The 21,921-nt window shown below is 60.8% G+C and carries 9 protein-coding genes; 3 read left to right on the top strand and 6 right to left on the bottom strand.

Features of this window, described 5'->3' with window-relative positions:
* Positions 1-745: 745 nt before the first annotated feature.
* Positions 746-3,439 carry a cation-translocating P-type ATPase gene (locus PLJ71_12060; protein HQM49412.1) on the top strand — a complete coding sequence of 898 codons (2,694 nt, stop codon included), beginning with the start codon at positions 746-748 and terminating at the stop codon, positions 3,437-3,439.
* A gap of 4 nt (positions 3,440-3,443) precedes the next feature.
* On the top strand, positions 3,444-6,917 hold the full coding sequence (locus tag PLJ71_12055) for a DUF4450 domain-containing protein (GenBank protein ID HQM49411.1): 3,474 nt from the start codon (positions 3,444-3,446) through the stop codon (positions 6,915-6,917).
* 80 nt (positions 6,918-6,997) lie between these two features.
* Here PLJ71_12055 and PLJ71_12050 read toward each other — a convergent pair whose 3' ends face one another.
* The 5 genes from PLJ71_12050 to PLJ71_12030 all read right to left on the bottom strand — a co-directional run bounded on the left by PLJ71_12050 (position 6,998) and on the right by PLJ71_12030 (position 14,181).
* Positions 6,998-8,092 (bottom strand): cyclic nucleotide-binding domain-containing protein, encoded by a 1,095-nt coding sequence (locus PLJ71_12050; protein HQM49410.1) that lies wholly within the window; start codon positions 8,090-8,092, stop codon positions 6,998-7,000.
* Positions 8,093-8,214: 122 nt separating this feature from the next.
* Positions 8,215-10,236 carry an adenylate/guanylate cyclase domain-containing protein gene (locus tag PLJ71_12045; protein ID HQM49409.1) on the bottom strand — a complete coding sequence of 674 codons (2,022 nt, stop codon included), beginning with the start codon at positions 10,234-10,236 and terminating at the stop codon, positions 8,215-8,217.
* Positions 10,237-10,289: 53 nt separating this feature from the next.
* The gene (locus PLJ71_12040) at positions 10,290-10,892 is read right to left on the bottom strand and encodes an OmpA family protein (GenBank protein HQM49408.1); all 603 of its coding nucleotides are present in this window, start codon (positions 10,890-10,892) and stop codon (positions 10,290-10,292) included.
* Positions 10,889-11,377 carry a FecR domain-containing protein gene (locus PLJ71_12035; GenBank protein ID HQM49407.1) on the bottom strand — a complete coding sequence of 163 codons (489 nt, stop codon included), beginning with the start codon at positions 11,375-11,377 and terminating at the stop codon, positions 10,889-10,891. Before PLJ71_12035 ends, PLJ71_12040 begins: the two co-directional genes overlap by 4 nt.
* A gap of 431 nt (positions 11,378-11,808) precedes the next feature.
* Entirely contained in the window at positions 11,809-14,181 is a 2,373-nt protein-coding gene (locus tag PLJ71_12030) for a hypothetical protein (protein HQM49406.1), read from the bottom strand.
* Between the two features lie 400 nt (positions 14,182-14,581).
* Here PLJ71_12030 and PLJ71_12025 point away from each other — a divergent pair, with 400 nt between their 5' ends.
* Positions 14,582-19,735 carry a C45 family autoproteolytic acyltransferase/hydrolase gene (locus tag PLJ71_12025; GenBank protein HQM49405.1) on the top strand — a complete coding sequence of 1,718 codons (5,154 nt, stop codon included), beginning with the start codon at positions 14,582-14,584 and terminating at the stop codon, positions 19,733-19,735.
* Positions 19,736-19,878: 143 nt separating this feature from the next.
* Here the strand turns inward: PLJ71_12025 and PLJ71_12020 are convergent, their stop codons facing one another.
* Positions 19,879-21,876 (bottom strand): alpha-galactosidase, encoded by a 1,998-nt coding sequence (locus PLJ71_12020; GenBank protein ID HQM49404.1) that lies wholly within the window; start codon positions 21,874-21,876, stop codon positions 19,879-19,881.
* Positions 21,877-21,921: the final 45 nt, after the last annotated feature.

Raw genomic sequence — 21,921 nt, 5'->3', positions numbered from 1 at the left:
ATGCGTTCGCCGAAGGATTCCAAGCGGGAACAGGGGGGAATGCCAAGGTTGCATACGTTTCGGCTCGGTTGTTGGCAGCGGCCGCGGATGCATGTCTTTGCCCGGGCCAATCCGGGCGTGATGCAAGTACGTGGGGGCAGACACTGGCCCGCACGGCGTTCGAGCAAGCGCCGGGCCGCGAGAAGAGCGTCTGCCCCAAAGCCCGTCATCGTGCCAATCCTCTTGCCCCGCCTACTAGGGTTAGAATCTCAAGCCGTGCGCAGACCTTTGCCATTTTTCACACTAGAACAAATGTATTCTCGTGTCAAGAGAGTGGGAGAACACCGAATCGTGAGACAAGGCTTTCCGAAACAACGGAAAACGGTAAGAGAAAAGCCCTTTTGCAGCAGCATAGAGGTATCTGCCCTTTTCCTTAGTCAAGCTGATGGGGACGCCGGGTTTTCGGGCGCGTTCCAACACCCACACGTTGCAACCAAAGCTGCAGAGAGACAAACTAAGCCTTGTTCTGATAGCATATTAAGAGGATTCTCTTATTTGGAGCGCAAGGGTGGATGTAGCCGCACGGGAGAGTGCGGCTCTGGTTTCCTGCGCTCCTCTGTTCGGCGCTCCAAAAGCCGCCAAGGCGGCTGCTGCAATTGCGGCAATGCCAATGGCAGGCAGGCGGCAGTTCACCCCGACGCAAGGCTGTGCGGCCCGCGGCTGCCAAGCAAACGGGTGTCTTGAAAGCTCCACAAGGAAAGCACGGATGAGCAAATCAAGCAAGGAGGCAACTCCACTCTGGCACACACTTGCTGCGGAAGCGGTCGTTTCTTCCCAGAAGACAAGCCTCGCGGGGTTGAGCCAGAACGAGGCGGTCAGGCGTCTTGCCGAGACCGGGCCGAACGAACTGCAGGCCGCCCGTCAAATATCTCCGTGGTCGATTCTTATCGAGCAGTTCAAGAACCTGTTGATTATCATCCTGCTCATAGCGGTCGTCATCTCCGCTTTTCTCGGACATGAAATAGAATCCATCGCCATAGGCGTCATCGTTTTGTTCGCGGTGGGGCTGGGTTTTGTGCAGGAGTACCGCGCGGAACGTGCTATCGAAGCACTCAGGAAAATGGCTGCACCCACTGCGACCGTGCTTCGCGACGAAGTCGAGACCGAGATCCCTTCCCGCGAGCTTGTGCCGGGCGACCTCGTTCTCTTGCGGGCGGGCGACCGGATACCAGCCGACCTCAGGCTTGTCGAGAGCATCAATCTGCAGATTGAGGAGGCCTCACTCACAGGCGAATCGGTCGCTGTCGAAAAACACTGTGACGCGCTTCCTGACGGCGAATTGGCCTTGGGCGATCGCAAGAACATGGCCTATGCGGGTACTGCAGCCACATACGGCCGCGGCCGCGGGGTTGCTGTGGCTACGGGCATGAGCACCGAGTTCGGCAAGATTGCCCGAATGCTCCAGACTATCGAAGCCGGCAAGACCCCATTGCAGGAAAACCTGGACCGGCTCGGCCAAACCTTGGCTCGTGCGGCATTCGTGATCGTGGCAGTAATCGTCGTTCTCGGTTTGTTCCGTGGACAACCGTTCGTCGAAATGCTGGTTTTCGGCATAGCCCTCGCCGTCGCCGTCGTCCCCGAGGCGCTGCCGGCGGTCGTGACGATCTCCCTCGCTATCGGGGTGCAGAGGATGGTCAAGCGAAACGCCTTGATGCGCCGTCTGGCGGCGGTCGAAACACTCGGCAGCACGTCGGTCATCTGTACTGACAAGACCGGCACGCTGACAAAAGACGAGATGACCGTTCGCAAGGTCTTTGTCGCCGGACGGGTGCTCGACGTTTCGGGTACCGGGTACGAACCGGCCGGACATTTCTCGCGCGGCGGTCTCACCCTGGAACCCACCGAGGCGCTTAAGGCCCTGCTGCGCGCTGCCACGCTCGCCTCTGACGCACACATCGTTTACAGCGAGCAGGAAGAGCGTTGGCGCGTGAAAGGGGATCCTACTGAAGGCGCATTGGTGGTCGCCGCTGCCAAAGCTGGGTTCAAGAAGGCCGACCTTGACGAAGAGTACCCCCGGGTGAGCGAGATTCCTTTCACCTCCGAAACCAAGCGCATGACTACGCTGCATGCCGGAGCCGATGGCCTCGTCGCATACTCCAAAGGCGCGCCGGAATTCATACTTGCGTCCTGCGTCAAGCAACTGATGGAAGACGCAGTGGTCCCGCTTGATGCCACAAGCCGGGAGGAAATCGTGGATACGGCCCGGCTGATGGCAAGCGAAGCGTTGCGTATTCTTGCCGTGGCATCCAAGTCCAAAGCGACGCTGGAGAATGCCGAACACGAGATGACGTTTCTGGGGCTGGTGGGCATGATCGATCCCCCCCGTCCTGAAGCAAAGGCCGCGATTCAGATGTGCGAGCAGGCCGGCATCAGGCCCGTAATGATTACGGGCGACCACCCTCTTACGGCACAGGCTGTGGCGCAGGAACTGGGCTTGTTGAAGGGTGGCCGCGTCGTAACCGGGGCCGAATTGGAGGATATGAGCGAAGACGAATTCGATCGCGAGGTAGAGAATGTTGAAGTCTATGCCCGCGTTTCTCCGGCCCACAAGTTGCGCGTTGTCACGGCCCTGCAGAAGAAAGGCCATGTGGTTGCCATGACCGGCGACGGCGTGAACGATGCGCCCGCGCTCAAAAAAGCCGATATTGGCGTCGCGATGGGGATCACTGGCACGGACGTGACCAAAGAAGCCGCCGCAATGACTCTCACGGACGACAACTTCGCCTCAATTGTCGCGGCCGTCGAGGAGGGCCGCGGCATTTCGGGCAACATCAAGAAGTATTTGATGTACCTGCTCTCGTCCAACATTGGCGAGATCGGTTTGATGGCCGGCGCTTCGCTGGCGGGCCTGCCGCTGCCTTTGAGCGCCGTGCAGATACTGTATGTCAATCTCGCTACTGACGGACTGCCCGCCCTCGCGCTGGCTGTGGATCCGCCCGAGCCCGACCTGATGCGCCGCGGCCCACGCAACCCGCGCGCAGGCATCTTCACCCGGCCCGTTGTCAGCCTGATGCTGGCAGGGGGAATCTGGTCTACGATCATTAACGCGGGCATATTTGCCTGGGCGTTGAAATCTGGCCGGACCCAGGATGAGGCTATGACAATGGTCTTCGTTCAGTTGGTGCTCACCGAGTTTTTCAAAGCATACAACTTCCGGTCAGACCGGCACTCCGCGTTGATTCGTCCCTTCGCCAACAAATGGCTGAACGCGGCAATCGTGTGGGAATTGATGTTGCTTTCTCTGATTGTCTACGTTCCGTTCCTCCATGCGCCGTTTGGCACTTATAGCTTGCCTTGGTTCGATTGGGCTATCGTGATCACTCTTGCGGCTACGGTTGCGCCGGTCCTGGAAGCGGCAAAATGGCTGGAGCGGCGCGGCTGGTTTGGGGAGGTTACCTGATCAGATGTTGTCTGACGTTGTTTTGTTCAGCGTGTCCATCCTTTCGGCAGTTGGACATGCCGACGCCTTTGCCCAGCCAGAGGTGAGCCGCTATACCCCCGTTCCGGGGGGATGGCAAATCCGTATCAGCGACGACGCGGCCGCCCAGCGCCCCCAACCGGGGTCGGACATCGGAGTCGCAGAAGGGGACTGCCGGCTCCATCGCCGGCCTCTCTATCCACCCGCGGACCGCACAATGATTTGGACGCCCGAGGAACTGGCCAAGATTCCGCGCAGCTCTTTCCGGCCGGTGGTTCTCGCCTATAACGAGCCCCGTTTCCTGTTCGATTACCATGCCGCGGGAGGGCTCCTGGGCCACTTGTACATCGGCGTGACTCAAGGCTCGTCCGGAAAATGGCTCCACCAGTGGTCCAATATCGACGCCGCCTACGTGGAAGGGCGGATGATCTATGTCCTCCGGGATGCCGCGTTCCCCGACACGCAGGTGCGGCTGGAGGCCGCACCTTTGGCCGATGCCGCCGGACTCATCGTGAAGCTGGCGGTCAGTGGGCCGCACAAGGGCGCTTCCTTGTTGTGGGGGTACGGCGGCGCTTCCGCATTTTTCACCAACTACAACATGACGGCCCCCGAGTTTGTTTTTGCGCCCGAGCAATGCGCCAAAGATCGCGTCTCCTGGCAGGCTGAAGGGTTTGCGCTGCGGCGCGCCTTTGACGAGTCCGACGTTGTGACGCGCGAGGCGTTCAGTGCGTGGCGCAATCTGCCGCGATGGGAGGCCGTCGTTCAGGGCGGCAGCTCCTGGAAAAGTGGGGGCGGGTTCGGCGACCCCGGCCTGTTCGGCGTGTCTCCCCTCGAGCTAACCGCATCGATGGCTGCTGCAACAGACGCAACCGAACAACGCAACCGGGTCGCGGTACAACAAATACCCCTGTCCGAGGCCACGTCCGACAGCTTTATCGTAGTGGGCATGGGCGGACGCATCGCCGGGGATATTGACGACCCGGCCAGCGCGTGGGCTGCCGCACTCGAGCGGAACCGTTCTATTGCCCAACGTGTGACCGTGCGGACGCCCGACCCCTATCTCGACGCGGCAGTCCCGATGATGGCCTTTGCCACGGAAGGGACGTGGGGCGGCCTGGCGACGGTGCACGGCGGCTGGTCCTGGCGCTTCGCGTATCTTGGCTGGCGCACGGGCTATGGCCCGGTCTGCTATGGCTGGACCGAGCGCGTCCGCCAATATATTGAGGCGCACACCACCCTCGGGCTTGTGAAAGAGGGACCCGACGCGGGCGCGCTCGGCTCCCTCCTCGAGTACGAACCCGGCGTTTTTTACAACATGAACGAGGTGTTCTTCGACCATGTCCGGCAATATTTCGACTATACCAACGACCTGGAACTGATGGAGCGCATCTTCCCCGTCCTCGAGGGGATCCTCGAGTGGGAGGATACACGTCTGCAGCCCGCAAATGAGGGATTGTACGAAAGCGCCCTCAATACCTGGATCAGCGATTCGCACTGGTACATCCGGGGCCAGTGCACACAGGCTTCGGCCTACATGCTCAACGCGAACCGGTTCATGGCTGAGCTCGCGGTCAGGCTCCGGCGCGACCCCGCGCCCTTTCAAGCCCGGGCAGAACGCACCCTCAAAGCGATCCAGGAAGTACTGTGGATGAAGCGGCTGGGCACGTTTGCGGAGTACCGTGACACCCGGGGCCATCAGCTCCTCCACCCCGAACCGGAGCTGCCAACGCTCTATCATGCTGCCGAATTCGGCGCCGCGGACCCGTTCCAGACCTACCAGATGCTCGACTGGGCGGACACGCACCTGCGCACCGAAAGCACGCCAGGCGGCGGCATGCTTGTCTGGAGTTCCAACTGGTACCCGAACCGCGGGCGAAGTTACACCCACAGCACCTACGAGATGGCCTATGGCGAGGAACTCAACTACGCCCTCACGAACTACGCCGCTGGCCGCAGCGGCGAGGCCTATGCCCTGTTGCGCGCCTCCCTCTGCGGCATTTTCAACGGTCCCACCCCGGGCGGGCTGTCGTGCCACAGCTACGTCGACGGCCGCCAGCGCGCCAACGACGAGTTCGCCGACGCGTCCAGCATGTGGGGCCGCGCCGTTGTCGAAGGGCTCTTTGGCATTTGCCCGAAGCGGCAGGATGGCTGTGTCCACGTTACACCTCAGTTTCCAGGCGACTGGACCGACGCGGCCATCACAGCGCCTCATTTCTCCTATTCGTGGCGGCGAAACGACGGGCGCGTCTGGGTGGAATGGGAATCGCCAATCGAAACCGCCGTGCGATGGCGTCTGCCTGTCGCGGGGTCGGAAGTCCGCGATGTGCGCGTGACGCCCTCCGCGAAAACGCCGACAACCTTTGAGCCGGGGTTCAGCGGGACAACCTGGGCGGTCGTCGAAACGGTCCCCGCAACGCGGGGAGCCGTCGAAGTCGTGTTTGTTCCGCGCTCAATGCCGGTCCCCGAACGGGTGACTGTCTCGGAAAGCTCGGATTGCCAGTTGGCATTGTCTGGCTCAGTCATTACGGCGTGGCAGGATCCGCAAGGCCTCCTCAGCGGCGTTCGGCTTGAGAACGGCACATTGCGCGGGACGGCCGCAGGCGCGCCAGGGCCCGGCGTGCTGTTCGTCCTGGCTGGCCAGCCGCCTCTGACGACGTGGATGCCCGTTCGGCTCCAAATCGGCCCAGAAACCCCTCCTCCGCCCGAGCGCATGTGGCACGCTCCGGATGCCGGCGAGCACGACCTCGCACGCTGGGCCCTTGTGGACCTTTCCGGCGTGTTCAACTCGGAGCTTGTCGATGCGCCCCGGTACGTCCAGGAGCATGCGCCCGCCCCCGAGATGCCCGCGAGCCAGGTCAATTTCGGCTATTGGAAAGACCATTTCAGGGAAACGCACCATGGCGGCCGCATCGAAACCCTGAGCGACGCCTCGTGGCGCGCCAAGACCGGCCCGGACGGCATCGCCTGGACCCGGGACGGCATCCCCTTCAAAACAGCCAAGGAAGGCCCGAACATCGGCGTTGTCACGGTCACCGGAGGTTTTCCTGCGAAGTTGGCGTTTCCTGTGCAGACAGCGGGACAGACGCTGTACCTGATGATCAGCGGCATTACGTTCCCTGTGCAAAGCCACGTGCCCAATGTGCGGGTCACGCTCAATTATGCCGACGGGGCCGCCGAATCCACCGACCTGGTCAATCCCTTCACCATCGGTGACTGCTGGGGCACGTGGTGCGGCCGCTATCACGACTGCCAGGCCAACGGTTTCGAGAACCTTGGCGGCCGCCACGGGCCCGCGGGCTCGGCGGATGTGCAGGACCTTACCCAGCCCGTTGCCGTTGACACCGAGGCCCATCTCGTCCCGTTCCTTTTGAAACCCGGCGCGGAACTCGCCTCCGTGGAATTCGAGGCGGTGGCCAACGACGTTATCTTCGGTATCATGGGTGCAACCGTCTTGAAGTGAACACGTCCGGCCCGCTCTCCGCCGCTTGGCTTGTTCGCGTTTTGCGCTGGCGCGAAGGGGCGTGAGCGGCGGCCGGGGGGTCATAGGAATCCGGCATGTTTTTCGGGAAGCGCCTCCATCTCCGCGTATTGGTCATGTATCTCTTCGAAAAGGTTGATGTGGGCGAGCATGACGTCGACGACAGCGGGATCAAACCTCTTTCCGCTTTCTTCGCGAAGGTTCTGGATAGCTTCCTCGGCCGTAAACGCTTCCTTGTACACGCGTTTCGAGCGCAGGGCATCGTAATGGTCCGCGATACCCATGATGCGCGCCGCGAGGGGAATCTCCTCGCCCCGTATTCCGGACGGATACCCGTTCCCATCGTACCGCTCATGGTGACTCATGACGAGATCCCGTGCTATGCGGAACATCTGGAGGTCGCAGTATTGAAGCACTGTATCAAGCGCGTGGCCGCCGACTAGCGTGTGGGTCTTGATAACCTCGAACTCCGCAGGGGTGAGCTTGCCCTGTTTCAGCAGAATGGCATCAGGAATACTCACCTTGCCGATATCATGCAGCGGACTCACGTAGTAGATGGCTTCGATAAAGTCCGGGTCGACATCATCCTTGAATCGAACGTCCGCCGACATAAGCTTGGCCAAGAGCGTGCAATGATCCCGCACACGGTATAAGTGAGCGCCCGTATCGGCATCCCGCGATTCGGCCAGTTCGGCAAGTGAAATGATCAGGCCCTGATGTGCACGAAGCAAATCCAGCGTGGCAACTTGGTTCGACTGTCGAAGACGTTGGGATAAGAGCCGAAGGATACGCTGGGCAAACCGTTCTTCCTGGTCCATCAACACAATGAACTGCTCGCGGTCCAGGCACAGGAGTTCCACATCCGAGACCGCTTTCACCGTGGCAGAACGCGGCTCATCCGCCACAAGCGACATCTCACCGAAGCCGTCTCCCGGCCCCAATCGCTGGAGCTCTCGTTGACCGACTCCGGCGCCCTTGAGCACCGTCGCTTCACCGGTCGCAATGAGATAGTACGTTTCGCCGCGGCTTCCCTCGATAATAATCGAGTCCCCCGCCTTGAATGCGACCTTGCGGAACTCTTTCGCGATGCGCTCGATGGTTTGGAGACCGAGTCCCATAAAGAGTTCATTGCGCCCAAGATACGATTCAATATGCATGATATCTGCTCCAATGCCCGTGGCAAGCGTCTTTGCCATATCTTCGCGCACAGCGGCTCATTCGAGCAACCTTTTTGTGAAACCGCTGATCGGCCCCGCGCCTCCAAAGTGCGGCACGCGCATCAGTGTGAACTACTACTGAGCCCCCTGATGCCATAAATGCAGACAGGCGCCTCTTTGCCCCGAATAGCCAGGGGGCCAAACTTCTCGGCGTCCACGTAGTCTTTGACCTGTTCGTAAGTGGTCTCGTTCACCAGGATGTCGAAGGGAAGTTCTTTTGTAAGCGCTTCGATGCGCTGGGCGTAATTCACGTCTCTTCCAATAGCCGTATATTCGAGCCGCCGCGCGGAACCAATATTGCCTATAATCACTTCCCCCGTCGAGATCCCAATGCCCACTCGAATCCGCGGCTTTCCGCGCTCTTGCCACTGTGCATTCAGGCCGCCCAGCGTCTCTTGCATGGCCAGTGCCACTTTCACGGCCCGAAGCGCGTCGTCGTCGTGTTGTACGGGCGCGCCGAACAACGCCAGCACCGCATCGCCCATGAATTTGTCGAGCGTCCCTTCGTTTTCAAGGATAATGTCGATCATGGCCGCAAAGTAGGAGTTCAGGAACTGCACAAGCTCTTCCGGAGCCATGGTCTCGGACATCGACGTGAATCCGCGGATGTCGGTTAACAGAATGGTAACCGTTCTGCGCTCGCCGCTCACGTTCACGGGCTGGGAGCTTCGGACGATCTGATCGACAATCTCCGCGCTCACGTATCGCGCGAAGGATTGTCTCAGAAGCTGCTTGCGCTTCTCTTCGTGACGCAGACGCACGAAGGTAAGCAGTGACGCGCCAGCGGCCAGCATGCTCACTCCGGGGAGGGGGGACCAATAGGCGCCCCACTGGTCGAAGATGGCCCAGCAGCTCAGTGTCAGCATTACGATGGCCCCGGCGGTCATCAGGGCGCTTACCACAACGCGGGTCCAGGCGGCCAAGACCGTCACCAGGACGCCTGCCAGGACAACGAGCACGGCCTGCCCGCCCCGGCTCCACCCTGGCTGGACAAAGAAGTCTTTCCGCAGAATTGCGTCAGCCGCGAGGGCGTGCAAGTCCACCCCGGGACACAATCGCATGACCGGTGTCGCGTGCATATCCTGAAGCCCGCTCGCGGAGGACCCGACAAAAACAATCTTGTCCTTGAGACGTTCGGGTTCGACTCGCCCTTCCAGAAGGTCGGCTGCGGAGATATGCAGGAACCGGTCTGGCGGCCGCATGCGAAATGGAAACAGCAGGTTGCCCTGGCCATCCGTCGGAATCACAGTCTCTCCGATACGCAACTCGAGCACACCCGCGTTGGACCACTTCAGCACCACCTGATTCTCGCCCGAGGCGGCCAGGAGCGCGCCTGCGGCCAAGCTTGGCACCCACTTTTCGCCACAGCGCAGCACAAGCGGGGCCCGTCTCAGTTTGCCGTCCCGGTCGGGAAGCGAGTTCGTGGCCGCCACGAAGGTCGCGGCCTCGGCGAGCTCGGGAACCGGGCATACCATCCCGGAGGCAAGAGGAACGGGCGGCGTCCCTTCCGTTTCGGGCAAGGCCCGGAGAACAACGCTCAAGGGATTCCCGCAGACCTGTCCGCGGTCCGGCATCGTTTCGTCGAACCTCAGGTCCGCGCCCAGAACTACCGCGTGCCTGGCTACTGTCTCAGCCAGTACCCGGTCGTTGTCCAGGGCATCCCCCGGCACTCCACTCAGATTCAGTTCAATGCCACGGTCCCGCCGGTACAGATCCCCTACTTCAGCAAGAGAGAGCCGATCGGGTTCCGCGAAGAGGAAATCCATCGCAATACTGCGGGCGCCAAGGGCGGAGGCCTGTTCGACAAGCGCCGCTATCCGGTAGCGCGGCCACGGCCATTGCCCCAGCTTTGCAAGACTCGGCTCGTCTATGTCTATCACCGCCACATCGGGAGGCGGCGGCTCTCCTCCGAGGAAACGGACCATCTCGTCGTATCCCACGTACTCGAAGGCCTTGACGGGCGAGGGGGGGTATACTACGAGAACAAGAAAGAACAGCGTGAGGAGTCCGCCGAGCAACACGATGATGTGTGACGTCGGCGCAAGCCGGTGACCCTTCACCCAGACCCCACCCCCCAGCCGCATAAGACGGTCCCTTGACTTGGCCCGCATCACCGGTCCGCCACCGCTCCCCCGGGTTACCGGACAACCACTTCGACCCGGCGGTTCTTTGGTTCGCTAACGTTGTCCTCGGTCGGAATAACGGGCTTGCTTTCGCCGTAATATTCGATGGTCAGGTAGTCGGCAGAGACGCCCTGTTCCACAAGCAGAACCTTGACAGCATTGGCACGCTCCAGGCTCAACTTCATGTTCCAGTCGGCTTCCCCTGTCCGGTCCGTGTGACCGTTCAGGCTTATATCGTGCGAATCGCGCTGACGCACCTCCGCCAAGACCTGCTCAAACATAGGGAGCGAGTCGGCATCCACTTTGCTCGAGTCGGTGTGGAAATAGATATTGAATCCCTTCGGCGGCGGCGGCACGAGCGCGAGAGCGTCGCCAAACTTGGTCTCAATCTCTTCGGACGTTGCCATGCGTGATTCCTTAAATGCCTGGTCCACACGCATTGCCGCTACGGTTTCGTTGGCCTTGTTCAGTGTCACACTGGCGGCTTGGTTGGTCACCGTGACCTCGCCCACACGCCCTTCAGGGTCGGGCACCAGATAGAAACTAGCCCTCGGGGTTTTCGCGCATCCGGCCGCAACGCAGAGAAGAATCAAAACCATGACGTTCGCGCATTTCATTTTGCTTTCTCCGCTTGTTTCTCGGCCTTCGTTGCCGGCACTTCCACTAGGAGTTCCGTGCCGCGAACCGCCGCTACCCCCGCAGGGGTTTCAATCTGGGCCGAGCCGGGAGCAAGCTTGGCAATTTGCCCGGAGATGTAGACCAGGGTCCCTTTCGCTATGCTGAGCGTCATTCCCAGAATACCCTCGTCCGGCTTGAACTTGAACTCGGACATCTTGAGTTCGCTCGACGGACCCAGCGAAAGCGTCGTGTCATCCCTCAAGACCACGCCAACGCCCGCCTCTGCGTCCGTCCGGATAATGTCGGATGCGTATAGGCGCGTGCCTTTTCCCGCCGCAACTTCGTTCTGTCCGCGAAGCAGATGGATCGTTCCTTTCACGTTCGCGATGCTGCCCACGAGTTCTTCCTGGGATTCCGCCAACGAGGAAGAACAGGCCGCCGTTATTGTGATTGCCAGGATTAATGCGAGCTGATGCTTGCGCATGGACTGCACCTCCTCACTACTGAGTGCCGGATACCCGCTCCAAAGTCAGTTCCCACTAATGCAGTTATACTCCAAGAATTGAAAAAAAGATACTTGAGCTGTACCCGGCCGGATTCCACGCGAAAGACACTACCTGGCACGGAAATCGGCCCCCTGAGAAGATCCCGGAATCAGCGCAAACAGGCCAAAGAAAACGGACACGAGCGCGGAGTCCTGCTACGCCCAACCGGGTCTGCTCTTCGAACAGGCGGTGCCGTGGGAACCGTCGTCCGCCTCCAGCAGAATTCTTATTATGGTCGTTTCTGGCAGAAGCAAGCGGTCTCGGTCAACTGAGAAACCAGTCGATAAGCTCTTGAACGCTGTGACTCTGCCGACCAGACGCCGTCTGTACCTCAACGGCGTATGATTGCCTGAGAGTGCCGAACAGCCCACTAATTTGATTCGGTGTCGCAGAGGTAGGTTAGCAACGTATAGGCTCCCACTTCGTCCAGCGCGACCTGGCCCCGCGCGTAATCCGCCAACACCACCCGCGGCGCGGTGTCTTCCGGCGCATGGACTTCAAGCTCAGATATGCCGCCGCTTCCGCGAACCGGCAGGTTCACTTTCAGGTTGCGAACACGCGCGAGTCTGCGTTCTTCCACAGGCCGGTCCAACGGCACGTTCTTGTTGACAAGATGCACCACGACCCGCGTCTTGCCCCCCAGCCTCTTCTCGTACACAAACACGCGCATGCCGCTGCCGGCCACAGGGTCCAGGATATGCGCATCCGCTCCCAAGGCGCTGTCCAGCAATTCGCCGAGGACACCGGTTTCCTGGTAACGCTTGAACCAAAGCACTCGGTCAAACTCGGCGAGCTTGAGGTACCGGCTGGCTGCCGCTTCTCCCAGTTCAACCGTTTCAACGCTCTGCAACGCCGGTTCGAGGTATATGCCGTCCTGTGTCAGAACGCTGTTGAGAGTCGGATACCGGTGAGTTGCCGGGGGTACGCCTGTGCGCGGCTTGCACGCCAGGTCGCGCGTTCCCACTTCGCCGATTGCGGCAAGCGTTCCGCCTCCGGCGACATACGTGCCTATGGCATCGACATCTTTGTCGCTCAGAAACACCGTATGCGGGAAGATCACCACGTCGTATTCGTTGAGGCGGTCCGCTGTCAGGTCTTTCTCGACAACGTGGTCAAAGGGAATCTGCATATCCGCCAGCGCGCGGTTCAGCGCGTGCACCTGCCGGACATGCTCGATGTTGAGGTAAAACAGCTGGTCAAACAGATGAACCAGCCCAATGCGGGCACCGGAGGTATACCCGTCGAACAAATCGCCGAACTCCCGGAAGAACGATTGATACCGTGCCTGAATGGGGGCGTCCTGGCGCATGCCCACGAATACGCTGCCGCCCGACGCCGCCGTCTCAGCCAACGCGACCGCGGTGACGTCCGCGCCGTCGAGCTTGTAGGGCAACAGCATGGCGCGCAAGCCGTGCGCAAAGGCCAGACGCAGTTCTGCGTCGTACTCCACCACCACTCCGGGCGCAACCAGCCCCGTAGTGTTCCCCTCTTCAAACATCCACCAGTCCGCCCCGGCCCTCATCAGTTCGAAATCTTTGCCATCCTCTGCCCGTCCGGCCGCGGCATTTATGCGTTGCAAGGTCCCCCAGTTGGGAACCAGGAAGAAATCCGGCTTGACGGTCCGGCCCGCATCTCGCATCTGGGCCAGCATCTGCCCATTGCTGTAGGCCCAGAACTTCTGAGTTTCGAACCAGCGCAGGCGGCCTTCCGGCGTCTGCAACGCCGGATTCGCCAGGCGCAGCGCCTCGAAGGTGGGACGGATGCCCGGCGCAAGAACGTGTTCGCTGATGAACACCGAAGCCTCCCCCACCAACATGCCGCCGCCTGCGTTCGCGACGTGTTCGGCATCCAGCGCGCCCGCCGTGTCAAAATGAACGAGACGCTCCGGGGGAGGGTACCGTTTCTCGAGCCAAGGTATGAACGCGTCGAAGGATTGAGCCCACACCCGAAGGTCACCGCTTGAATATAGGCGCATATCCTCGTACCGTTCTGCTCCAAAATCCCTTTGAAGCTCCTCGGACGTATACTTCTGTCTGAGGTACTTCTGGAATCCTGCCTCGCACTGTTCGCAGTAGCAGTGAAGAATACAGTTGTCTATGAAGAGCCCGTCGCATCCCACTTGCGCGGCCAGCCGGGCTTCATTGGCGCAAAACTGTCGCCATCCCGGGTGGCTCGGACATGGCGCGAACCGGATGTATTCGTCGCCCAAACCACGCTCAAGAAAACACTTGCGCTTGTAGTTGTAGTGAAGATTGCCGTCCGGCTCCCGTTGAAGCCAATCCAACAGTGACGCGGGCTTTGGGCCGATACCGAGCGGTTCGAATTCTTCCCATCGGTCCAGCACTTCCCATGCCCCCGACCGCGTTACCTCGTTTCCTGTCAGTGTCTGGTTACAGAGATAAGGCGTGACCCAGCGCACCCCTTTCTCATGAAGAAACCGAATATAGGCCGACGTCTCTTCGGCGTAGGCTTCGAAACTCATGCTCCGCTCAAGCGGGACCCCAGACCCAAACCCGAACCGTCCGAAATAGCGCAGGTCCGGGCCCGGATGAAATAGTTCAGGCGCAAACGTCTCAAAATGTTCCTTGAAGGAACCTTTACGGGCCTGGGCATCCTCGTAGTCGATCTCGTAGACGAACGGCGCGCGCGTCACCGGCCGGTCGCACCACGCCGGAACGTTTCCGCCCGCGAGGACCATTCCCACGAGGACCGCGCACAGTGCCCGCCTTTTCGCCGTATCCATGGTCGTTTCTTCCTTCTGCGTGCCGGACATTCCGCCGTGAGCATGTACCTCTTGTACTTGGGCGAAGCCTCCGGCCTATCTACCTCGCCTCAAGCAGCCGAACCGTCCCCGAGTGTATCCATGTCGTTCCAGAAAATCCATCCGGTCCCGGCCCGCGCGCATCTGGGTATCTTCTTTAGATATATGTCGGCTCGAGTGTTTTCCCCGGGCGCTTTTACCGTGTTGTAACGCATTCTACCGAAATGCGTTGCGGACTTTTCAGGAGTCCGCAAAGCCTCGTTTGCGCCCTCAACATTGACATCATGCCCACAGAAGCATAAAGTCTACTTGTGGTGCGCCACAGTTTGACTATTAACAACCAAGGTACTATTGCCGAAACATCAGGAGGGGGACGCTTCGCATGAGCCGCACGACAACCTCTACGAAGGCGCTATGCCTTGTTGCTCTGTTATTGACGTTTTGGACAGCGCCAGCCAGTGCTACGCCGCTCGACGACTATGCCGCGGCGCCGGACCCAGCCTATAGCTATGGGCCAACGCCTCTCACTACGTACAGCGGGCCCGGCTACACAGCCACCATGTGGCCCATGAGCTCGCAAACCTGGCGTTCGCTTGCAGAGGTTGATCGAGTCCTTTGGGAACACCAGCTGACCATTATCGTTCCCCAAGTGGTCAGTCATACGAAAGCGTTGCTGTTCATAAGTGGCGGCAGCAACAACGGCTATATTCCGCCGTCTCCGCCATCCGACCTTACTTTTATCGCTGTGCAAACGCAATCCATCGTCGCTGAACTGCGCCAGATTCCAAACCAGCGTTTGCGGTTTGCCGATGAAACTGATCCTCGATACATCGATATCGGACGCACCGAAGACGAGTTGATTGCCTATTGCTGGGACAAGTACAAAACCACCGGCGACCCCCTCTGGCTTCCGCGTCTGCCCATGACCAAGGCTGTTGTGCGCGCCATGGACACCATCCAGGCCGAGTATCCCGCCGTCAACGGGTTCGTGGTCTCCGGGGGCTCAAAACGCGGATGGACCACATGGACCACCGGCCTGGTAGACCCGCGCGTGGAAGCCATCATCCCCATCGTGATTGATGTCTTGAACCTTGAGGTTTCCATGCAGCACCACTGGGATGCTTACGGGTATTGGGCAGACGCCCTCTCGGATTACGTCGACATGGATATCATGAGCTGGCTCCATACCCCGCAGTTCCGCGACATGATGGGGGTTGTTGACCCCTACCGGTATGCCGACAACCGGCTCACCATGCCCAAGTACATCATGAACGCGACCGGCGACCAGTTCTTCCTGCCCGATTCCGCCCAGTTCTATTTCGACGGACTGAAAGGCGAGAAGTACCTTCGCTACGTGCCCAACACCGATCACGGCATGAATACAGAGGCGGTCTACAACATCGCCGCTTTTTACGGCGCCATTCTTAACGGCGTGCCCCGGCCCCAGTTCACCTGGTCCAAACTGGCGGACGGGTCGCTTCACGTCCAAACGGCCACGGCGCCCACCCAGGTTCTCTTGTGGCAAGCCACCAATCCCAACGAGCGCAATTTCCGCATGGACACCATCGGAGCCGCGTACACCAGCTCAGTGCTCACTGACCAGGGGGGCGGACTTTACATTGGAGCGGTTCCCAAACCCGGCCAGGGGTGGACGGCCTTCTTCGTCGAATTGACTTATCCCAGCGGCGGCCCTTACCCCTTCAAATTCACGACGGAGGTTGTCGTGACGCCCAATACCCTGCCCTATCGCGACGTCGGCGGCTGGGGAACCATCGAGACCGTCGGCTCTGGAGAGGATGCCATCACGCTCGTCAAGGTCGGCGGCAGCCGCTACCAGATGGGCTACTGGTACGGCAGACTTCTGGCCGACCAGATTGCCCCGTGCTGGGCCGGCATGAAAGCCGCCTTCGGCGTTCCCGAAGACCTGTACGACCAAGCCATCGATGCCATGTGGAACAGCACCCACTTCGACACGGAAGCGTGGGAGCGCGAGTTGCGCGGCATCGCCGACGGATGCGCCGATGCGGGGCACCCCGAGATCACTTTCAGAGAACTTCAGAAGCTTCACATGGTCCCCGACATGGGCGAGTACAACTGCGGGCTGTTCGCCGCGTGGGGGAACGCAACGGCCGACGGCCATCTCTATCAAATGCGCAACCTCGACTGGTCTATGGACACGGGCGCCCAGGACTACCCCGTCGTGGCCATGTACTACCCCGAGGACGGCGAACAGCACGCCGTCATCACCTTCGCCGGGCTGGCGGGCGCCGCCGTAGGCGGGATCAATGAGCACGGGATCGCGGAAAGCCAGATTATGGGCGGGTTCGGCGATGCTGAGACACTGGACGGAGTTCCATTCCCCATCCTGCTTCGCGACGCTCTCTATCATGCCACCACGTTGGCGCAAGCGCTCAGCCGAATCGAAAGCGCCACACGCACCAATCAGTATTACTACTGCATCAGCGGCCCTGACCCCGTCGGCCAGCCCGATGCGCGGCTGTTGTTCACCAGCAATACCCGCTTCAACGCGTTCGAAGGCGGCGAATCCGCCCTGCCTCACCCGTATTACTCACCCTTCTACCAGCCGCTGCCCGATGTTGTCTATTGGAAACGCCATGACGGCGGCGCTTACGCGATGCCCGGTCCCGAAGACGGCCGAAAAGGCAACCAGACCCTGTATGCCGCAATCGAGTCGCGATACGGCGCCATCAACGCCGAAAAATCCATTGAAATCGCCGTTGCCGACGGCGTGGAGTCGACCGTCGTCAGCATCATCTACGATACAACTGCGCGCAGATTCTGGGTCGCCTACGCCGAAGGAGAAACCATCCCCGCGCATCTGCGCAGCTACGTCGAGTTCGACCTCAACGAACCGGATGGTATCGGCGGCAGCGGTTACCGCACCTCCGCCGGGTCGGGCGCGGAAGAAATCCCCGTTGTCGTGGTTGCTGGCACGCCTTACGAAATGGGCTACCAATACGGCCAACTCATGCAAGCCGAAATACAGGCGTTCATCCCCGCATTCCTGGCCTACAGCCAGCAGCAGGAACCTTCGTTCACGGATGATTTCCTCGATGACGCGTGGAACACCACCGCGCCGCATACCGATGACCGGTACGAGCAAGAATTGATGGGAATTGCGGCGGGCGCCGGCATCGACTATTTGACCCTCCGCAGGGCACATACCCTTATGGTGGTCGCCCCTTATTCGTGCAGTTCCGTTGCTGCCTGGGACACGGCCACGGCGGACGGCCATCTCTACCAGACACGCGACCTTGACTGGGATCTCAACGCCAATTCGCAGGATTATCCTCTTATCGCCATCTACCTTCCCGAGTCCGGGCAGCCCCATGTCAGTCCTATTGCCGCCGGACTGGCCGGCGCCCATACGGGAATGAATGCGGCCGGAATCGCCCTGGCCGAGATGGGCAATTCGCCCGGCGGCGAAGCGCCCTATGACCTGAATGGCACCCACTTCATGCCGCTGTTCCGCACGATTCTCTACGACGCGCGGAGCCTTTCCGACGCCATCGGCATTCTTAGCAACGCGCAACGCATCAAGCGTTACCACTACGTGTTTGGCGATGGCCGGGACGAAATGGCCGCCGTGAAAATCCTTGCTCATGCCCCCGAAACACCGCCTGACGACCTTATCATCTGGACCGATAACGACCCCGCGGACGAATACGCCCCCGATGTCGCCGTCGACGTCGTCTACGAAGATGAAGGACGTGGCGCCTTCCCCCATATCGTCGCCAACTACGGCGCGCACGACCAGAACACCATGATGGCGATCGCCAACCTCATTGCCACGCCCAGCGGCAACGTCATGAACGTGGTGTACGACGCCACCGACCTCGAGTTCTGGGCCGCCTTCGCTCAAGATTCCGCTCCCGCCTGCACCCAGCCTTACGTTCATGTGCAGCTGCTTGCATTCGACCGTGATGGCGACGGCATCCCTGACGTGTCCGAAGGCGGTGTGGACACCGACGGCGACGGTATTGCCAACTACTTGGACACGGACAGCGACGGTGACGGCATCCTCGATGAAGTCGAGGGTGGGGAGGACGTGGACAGCGACGGCATCCCGAACTACTTGGACACGGACAGCGACGGTGACGGCATCCCCGACGAGATGGAAGGTTACGGTGACTCAGACGATGACGGTGTCCCGGATTACCTCGACCCTGACAACTCGGCTCTGGTTGCTTCCCGCTCGCTCTGGTACTACAAATATGCTTCGCCGGGAACCGAAGAGATCACGGTGACCATCGATAACCCCGGGCCGGTCGACCCAGACACCGTGGCGGTGGTCGAGGAACTTCCGGCCGGCTGGACGTTTGATTCCCTGGTGAGCGTCCATCCTCCGGAATGTAGTCCGTCGACTATCCCGAGTTTCGGCACTGCCGGCACTCTCGAGTTCGGCTGGTCATGCGTACCCGCGTTCCCGTGCGCCTTCACCTACAGGGTAAGTGTGCCGACAGGCCAGACCGGCGAAAAATCCTTCTCTGGAAACGTGCTTTACAGGTGGTGGGGCCAAGGCGACGTACAAACAGCGGCGATCGGCGGCAGGAACGCGCTGGCACAACGTGTTCACCACACGCTGGACTACAATTCCGCGAATTACCTCGTCAGCGTGTCCGAAATCCTTCGCGTGATCCAGTTCTACAACCTCGGCGGCTATCACTGTGCCATCGGAACCGAGGACGGATACGAGCCGGGCCTTCCCGGAACCCCGGACATGTCCTGCGTCCCGCACGACAGTGACTACAATCCACGGAATTGGCAGATCAGCGTGTCTGAAATCCTTCGCGTGATCCAGTTCTACAATCTCGGCGGCTACCATGTCGAGGAGGGTACGGAAGACGGATACGCACCCGGAACCGCGGCCACAGGCGCCACTGCCAAGAGCGCGGAGACTGGTCGGGCAGGCGTCACAACCCTGCCGGCGCTGAACGCGGTGCGCGACGTCGTCGCTAGCGGACAGGCCGCTGAGGTGACGGTGACTTTCACCGGCGCCGGCCCGGAATCCATCTCGGCCCTCGGGCTGGTAGAGACGTTGCCGCCAGGCTGGACCTTCGACGGTCTGCTCGACGCCGCCGAACCGCCTGCGGTCGTGCCCGTGGAGGGAGACTCGGGCGAACTGAGCTTCGTGTGGATCTGGACCCCTGCCTTGCCGGCTCACGTCACCTACCGCATACGCTCAGACTCGGGCGAGACCGGCGCGCCAGTCCTCGCCGGCGAGGTTCTTTACCGGACCTCCGGCGCCGAAAAGCGGGCACAAGTGGCGTACCAACCGGACGGTTTGACTGGTCCGCAAGTGCCTGGTGACGAGGCGCCCCCAGCCGCAGTAACCGGCGATGTGAACGGCGACGGGAAAGTCGACGCAATCGACGTGCAGCTTGTCATCAATGCCGTGCTTCGCAGTACTCAATCGCTCGCTGGAGATCCCAACGGCCTCGATTGCGATGCCGACGGTTCGGGCGCCGTGAATGCTGTGGACGTTCAACTGACCATTAACGCCGCTCTGCGTTAATCTCAAGGATGCCAAGTGGTTACACGCCTCCTGCCGCGCGTGTATAAGCTGTCGGACCTCGCGTCACGTGGGGCTTGGCAGCAGAAAGGCCTCACGCCGTGAATGAGGGAGCATTTCAAGCCGTCATCGGGGCAGTGCAGGGGCTATTTCAAGCGATAGTAGAGAATCGCGCTGCCAGGAGCCTCGGGGACGCTGACCGGGTAGGCGGAAAGAGCCTTACCGGAGACCTCTTCACTTTCAGGCCGATCCTCATACGTCACAACATATAGTTTTTCGGCGTTCAGGCCTTTCAGAGACAGTTCCGCCTGCAAGTACGGCGAGTTTTCCCGCCGAAATAATAGGGCGAATCCCGCATCAAGGTCTGGACGATGGAATTGGAAGCCATACCAGACGCTCTCGTCCGCAAGGTGAGCGAACAATGGATAGAAATCGCCGAGCATGAACGGGCGCAGCTTGTTGTAAATGGCCACGGTGCGTTGGACGGCCAGTTCCTTGCCGGCGCCGGGCGCGGCGGGGCTGTCGGTGAGAATGTTGCCCGTGGTCATGGCGCTGCGGAAGAGATACGCCGGCTCAAGGCCGAAGTTGCCGCAGCCATGAAGAGGCAGCCAGCGGAACAAGCCCCCGTTCTGCAACTGGTCGGCGGCGGGATGGGGGCCAAAACACTGGAGGTCGCTGTGCCACAGAGGCAGCCCGTACCGGAGCGTTTCGAAATCGATGCGGCGGCCCCCGCTCGCGCATATGTCGATCACGAGACCCGGATGCCTTCTCATCAGTTCCTCCCACATGGCGTACAGGCCGTCCACGTGGCGGATTTCGGCGATGCCTTCGCGCTCCGGCTCGTCGGTTCTTTCCCAGTATCCAAGCGGCTCGATGTTGAAATCCCAACGGACCCAATCGAGGTCCGCCTCAGTAATCTGCTTGTCGATGTAGTCCGTCAGCCAGTCACGCGCCTCGGGAATATCCAGCCGGAACAGGTGAAACGGCTCACCCCGTGCGAGCCACTCTGGGTGCAGCTCCTCTATTCGCGTACCGGGCGCTACACGCTCGGGCTCGAACCATAGAAGGTACTCGAGACCGGCGGCATGCGCCGCCTCGCCTATCGGGCGCAGCCCACGAGGATATTTCGCGGGGTCGGGCTCCCAGGTGCCGGTGCCGTTAGGAAACCCGCCCGGATACCACTGCTGCGGGTCCATGTCGGACCAGAATATTTCTACGCCGCGTTCGGCCAGAGGTTGCATGGCGCGCACGTGCGGCCCCTCGTACGAGCCGTCCGGGTCCACCTCGCTCACGGAACCGCATATGGGAGCGAGCACCAGGTCGCCGCCGCGCCGCGGGAGATTGTGTGCCAACATCCACTGCCTGAAAAGATTGTTGCCCCGAAGAGCGTCGGCGCCTCTCCAGAACTCGAGCAGGACGCGCGGGGTGCGGATCGTCTCGCCCGGATGCAGGCGCAGCCGCGTTTTCTGCATGCCGCAATCGACACGCAGACGGTTGCCCTCTTCGCAACGGAACCGGGTTTCCCACTGACCAGCCCAGCCTATCGCAACCACCACGCCTCCGCCCTCCCAGTGCGCGTTGAAGAAGGGCATATGTTCATCGGACGATCTGCCGCCTCGGGGGGCTATAACGAGCGATGGCGCCTTCTCGATATCGAGCGGGTCATCTACTGGCATGAAGCTCCGTTCCGAGTTGAACTCGCCTAGTGCATGGTGGATGGTGCACGGCCCCGGAGGCATTGAGAAGATGCAATCCAGAGACCGGATCTGTTCGAGCAGGGGCGAGGCCTCATTTGCCGTGTTCCGCAGTTCCAGCAACAGCTCGATGGCGGCGTGCCTCTCATAGAGCAAGGCGGTATAGGTCAGTTCCAGGCCGCTCGCGGCATCGCTGAACACCAGTGTGTGGCGCGCAACGCCCGGCACCGCCGCTTCCTGCGCGCACGTGCGGCGCCAGCCTGGCAACAACTGCGTCACGGGGACGCCATTGTGCGCAAATGAGAATGCCCAGGCATCCCCCGGGGTCTCTCCGAAATAGGTATCGAGCCACTGGACTGCGTCCTGTATCTCTTCTGGGGAGGCCACGGCTCCCGTGGCCATACTCTCGCCGGGAGCAGCCAGCGTCAGCGCGATCAGCAAATACGTCATTGTCCATTTCTCACTTCAAGTCAGAGTCTTCGGGTTTAGCAGAAT

The sequence above is a fragment of the Candidatus Hydrogenedentota bacterium genome (assembly GCA_035416745.1).
Classification (GTDB): domain Bacteria; phylum Hydrogenedentota; class Hydrogenedentia; order Hydrogenedentales; family SLHB01; genus UBA2224.
The sequence above is the reverse complement of the archived record's forward strand: the minus strand, read 5'-3'. Positions and strand labels throughout refer to the sequence as shown.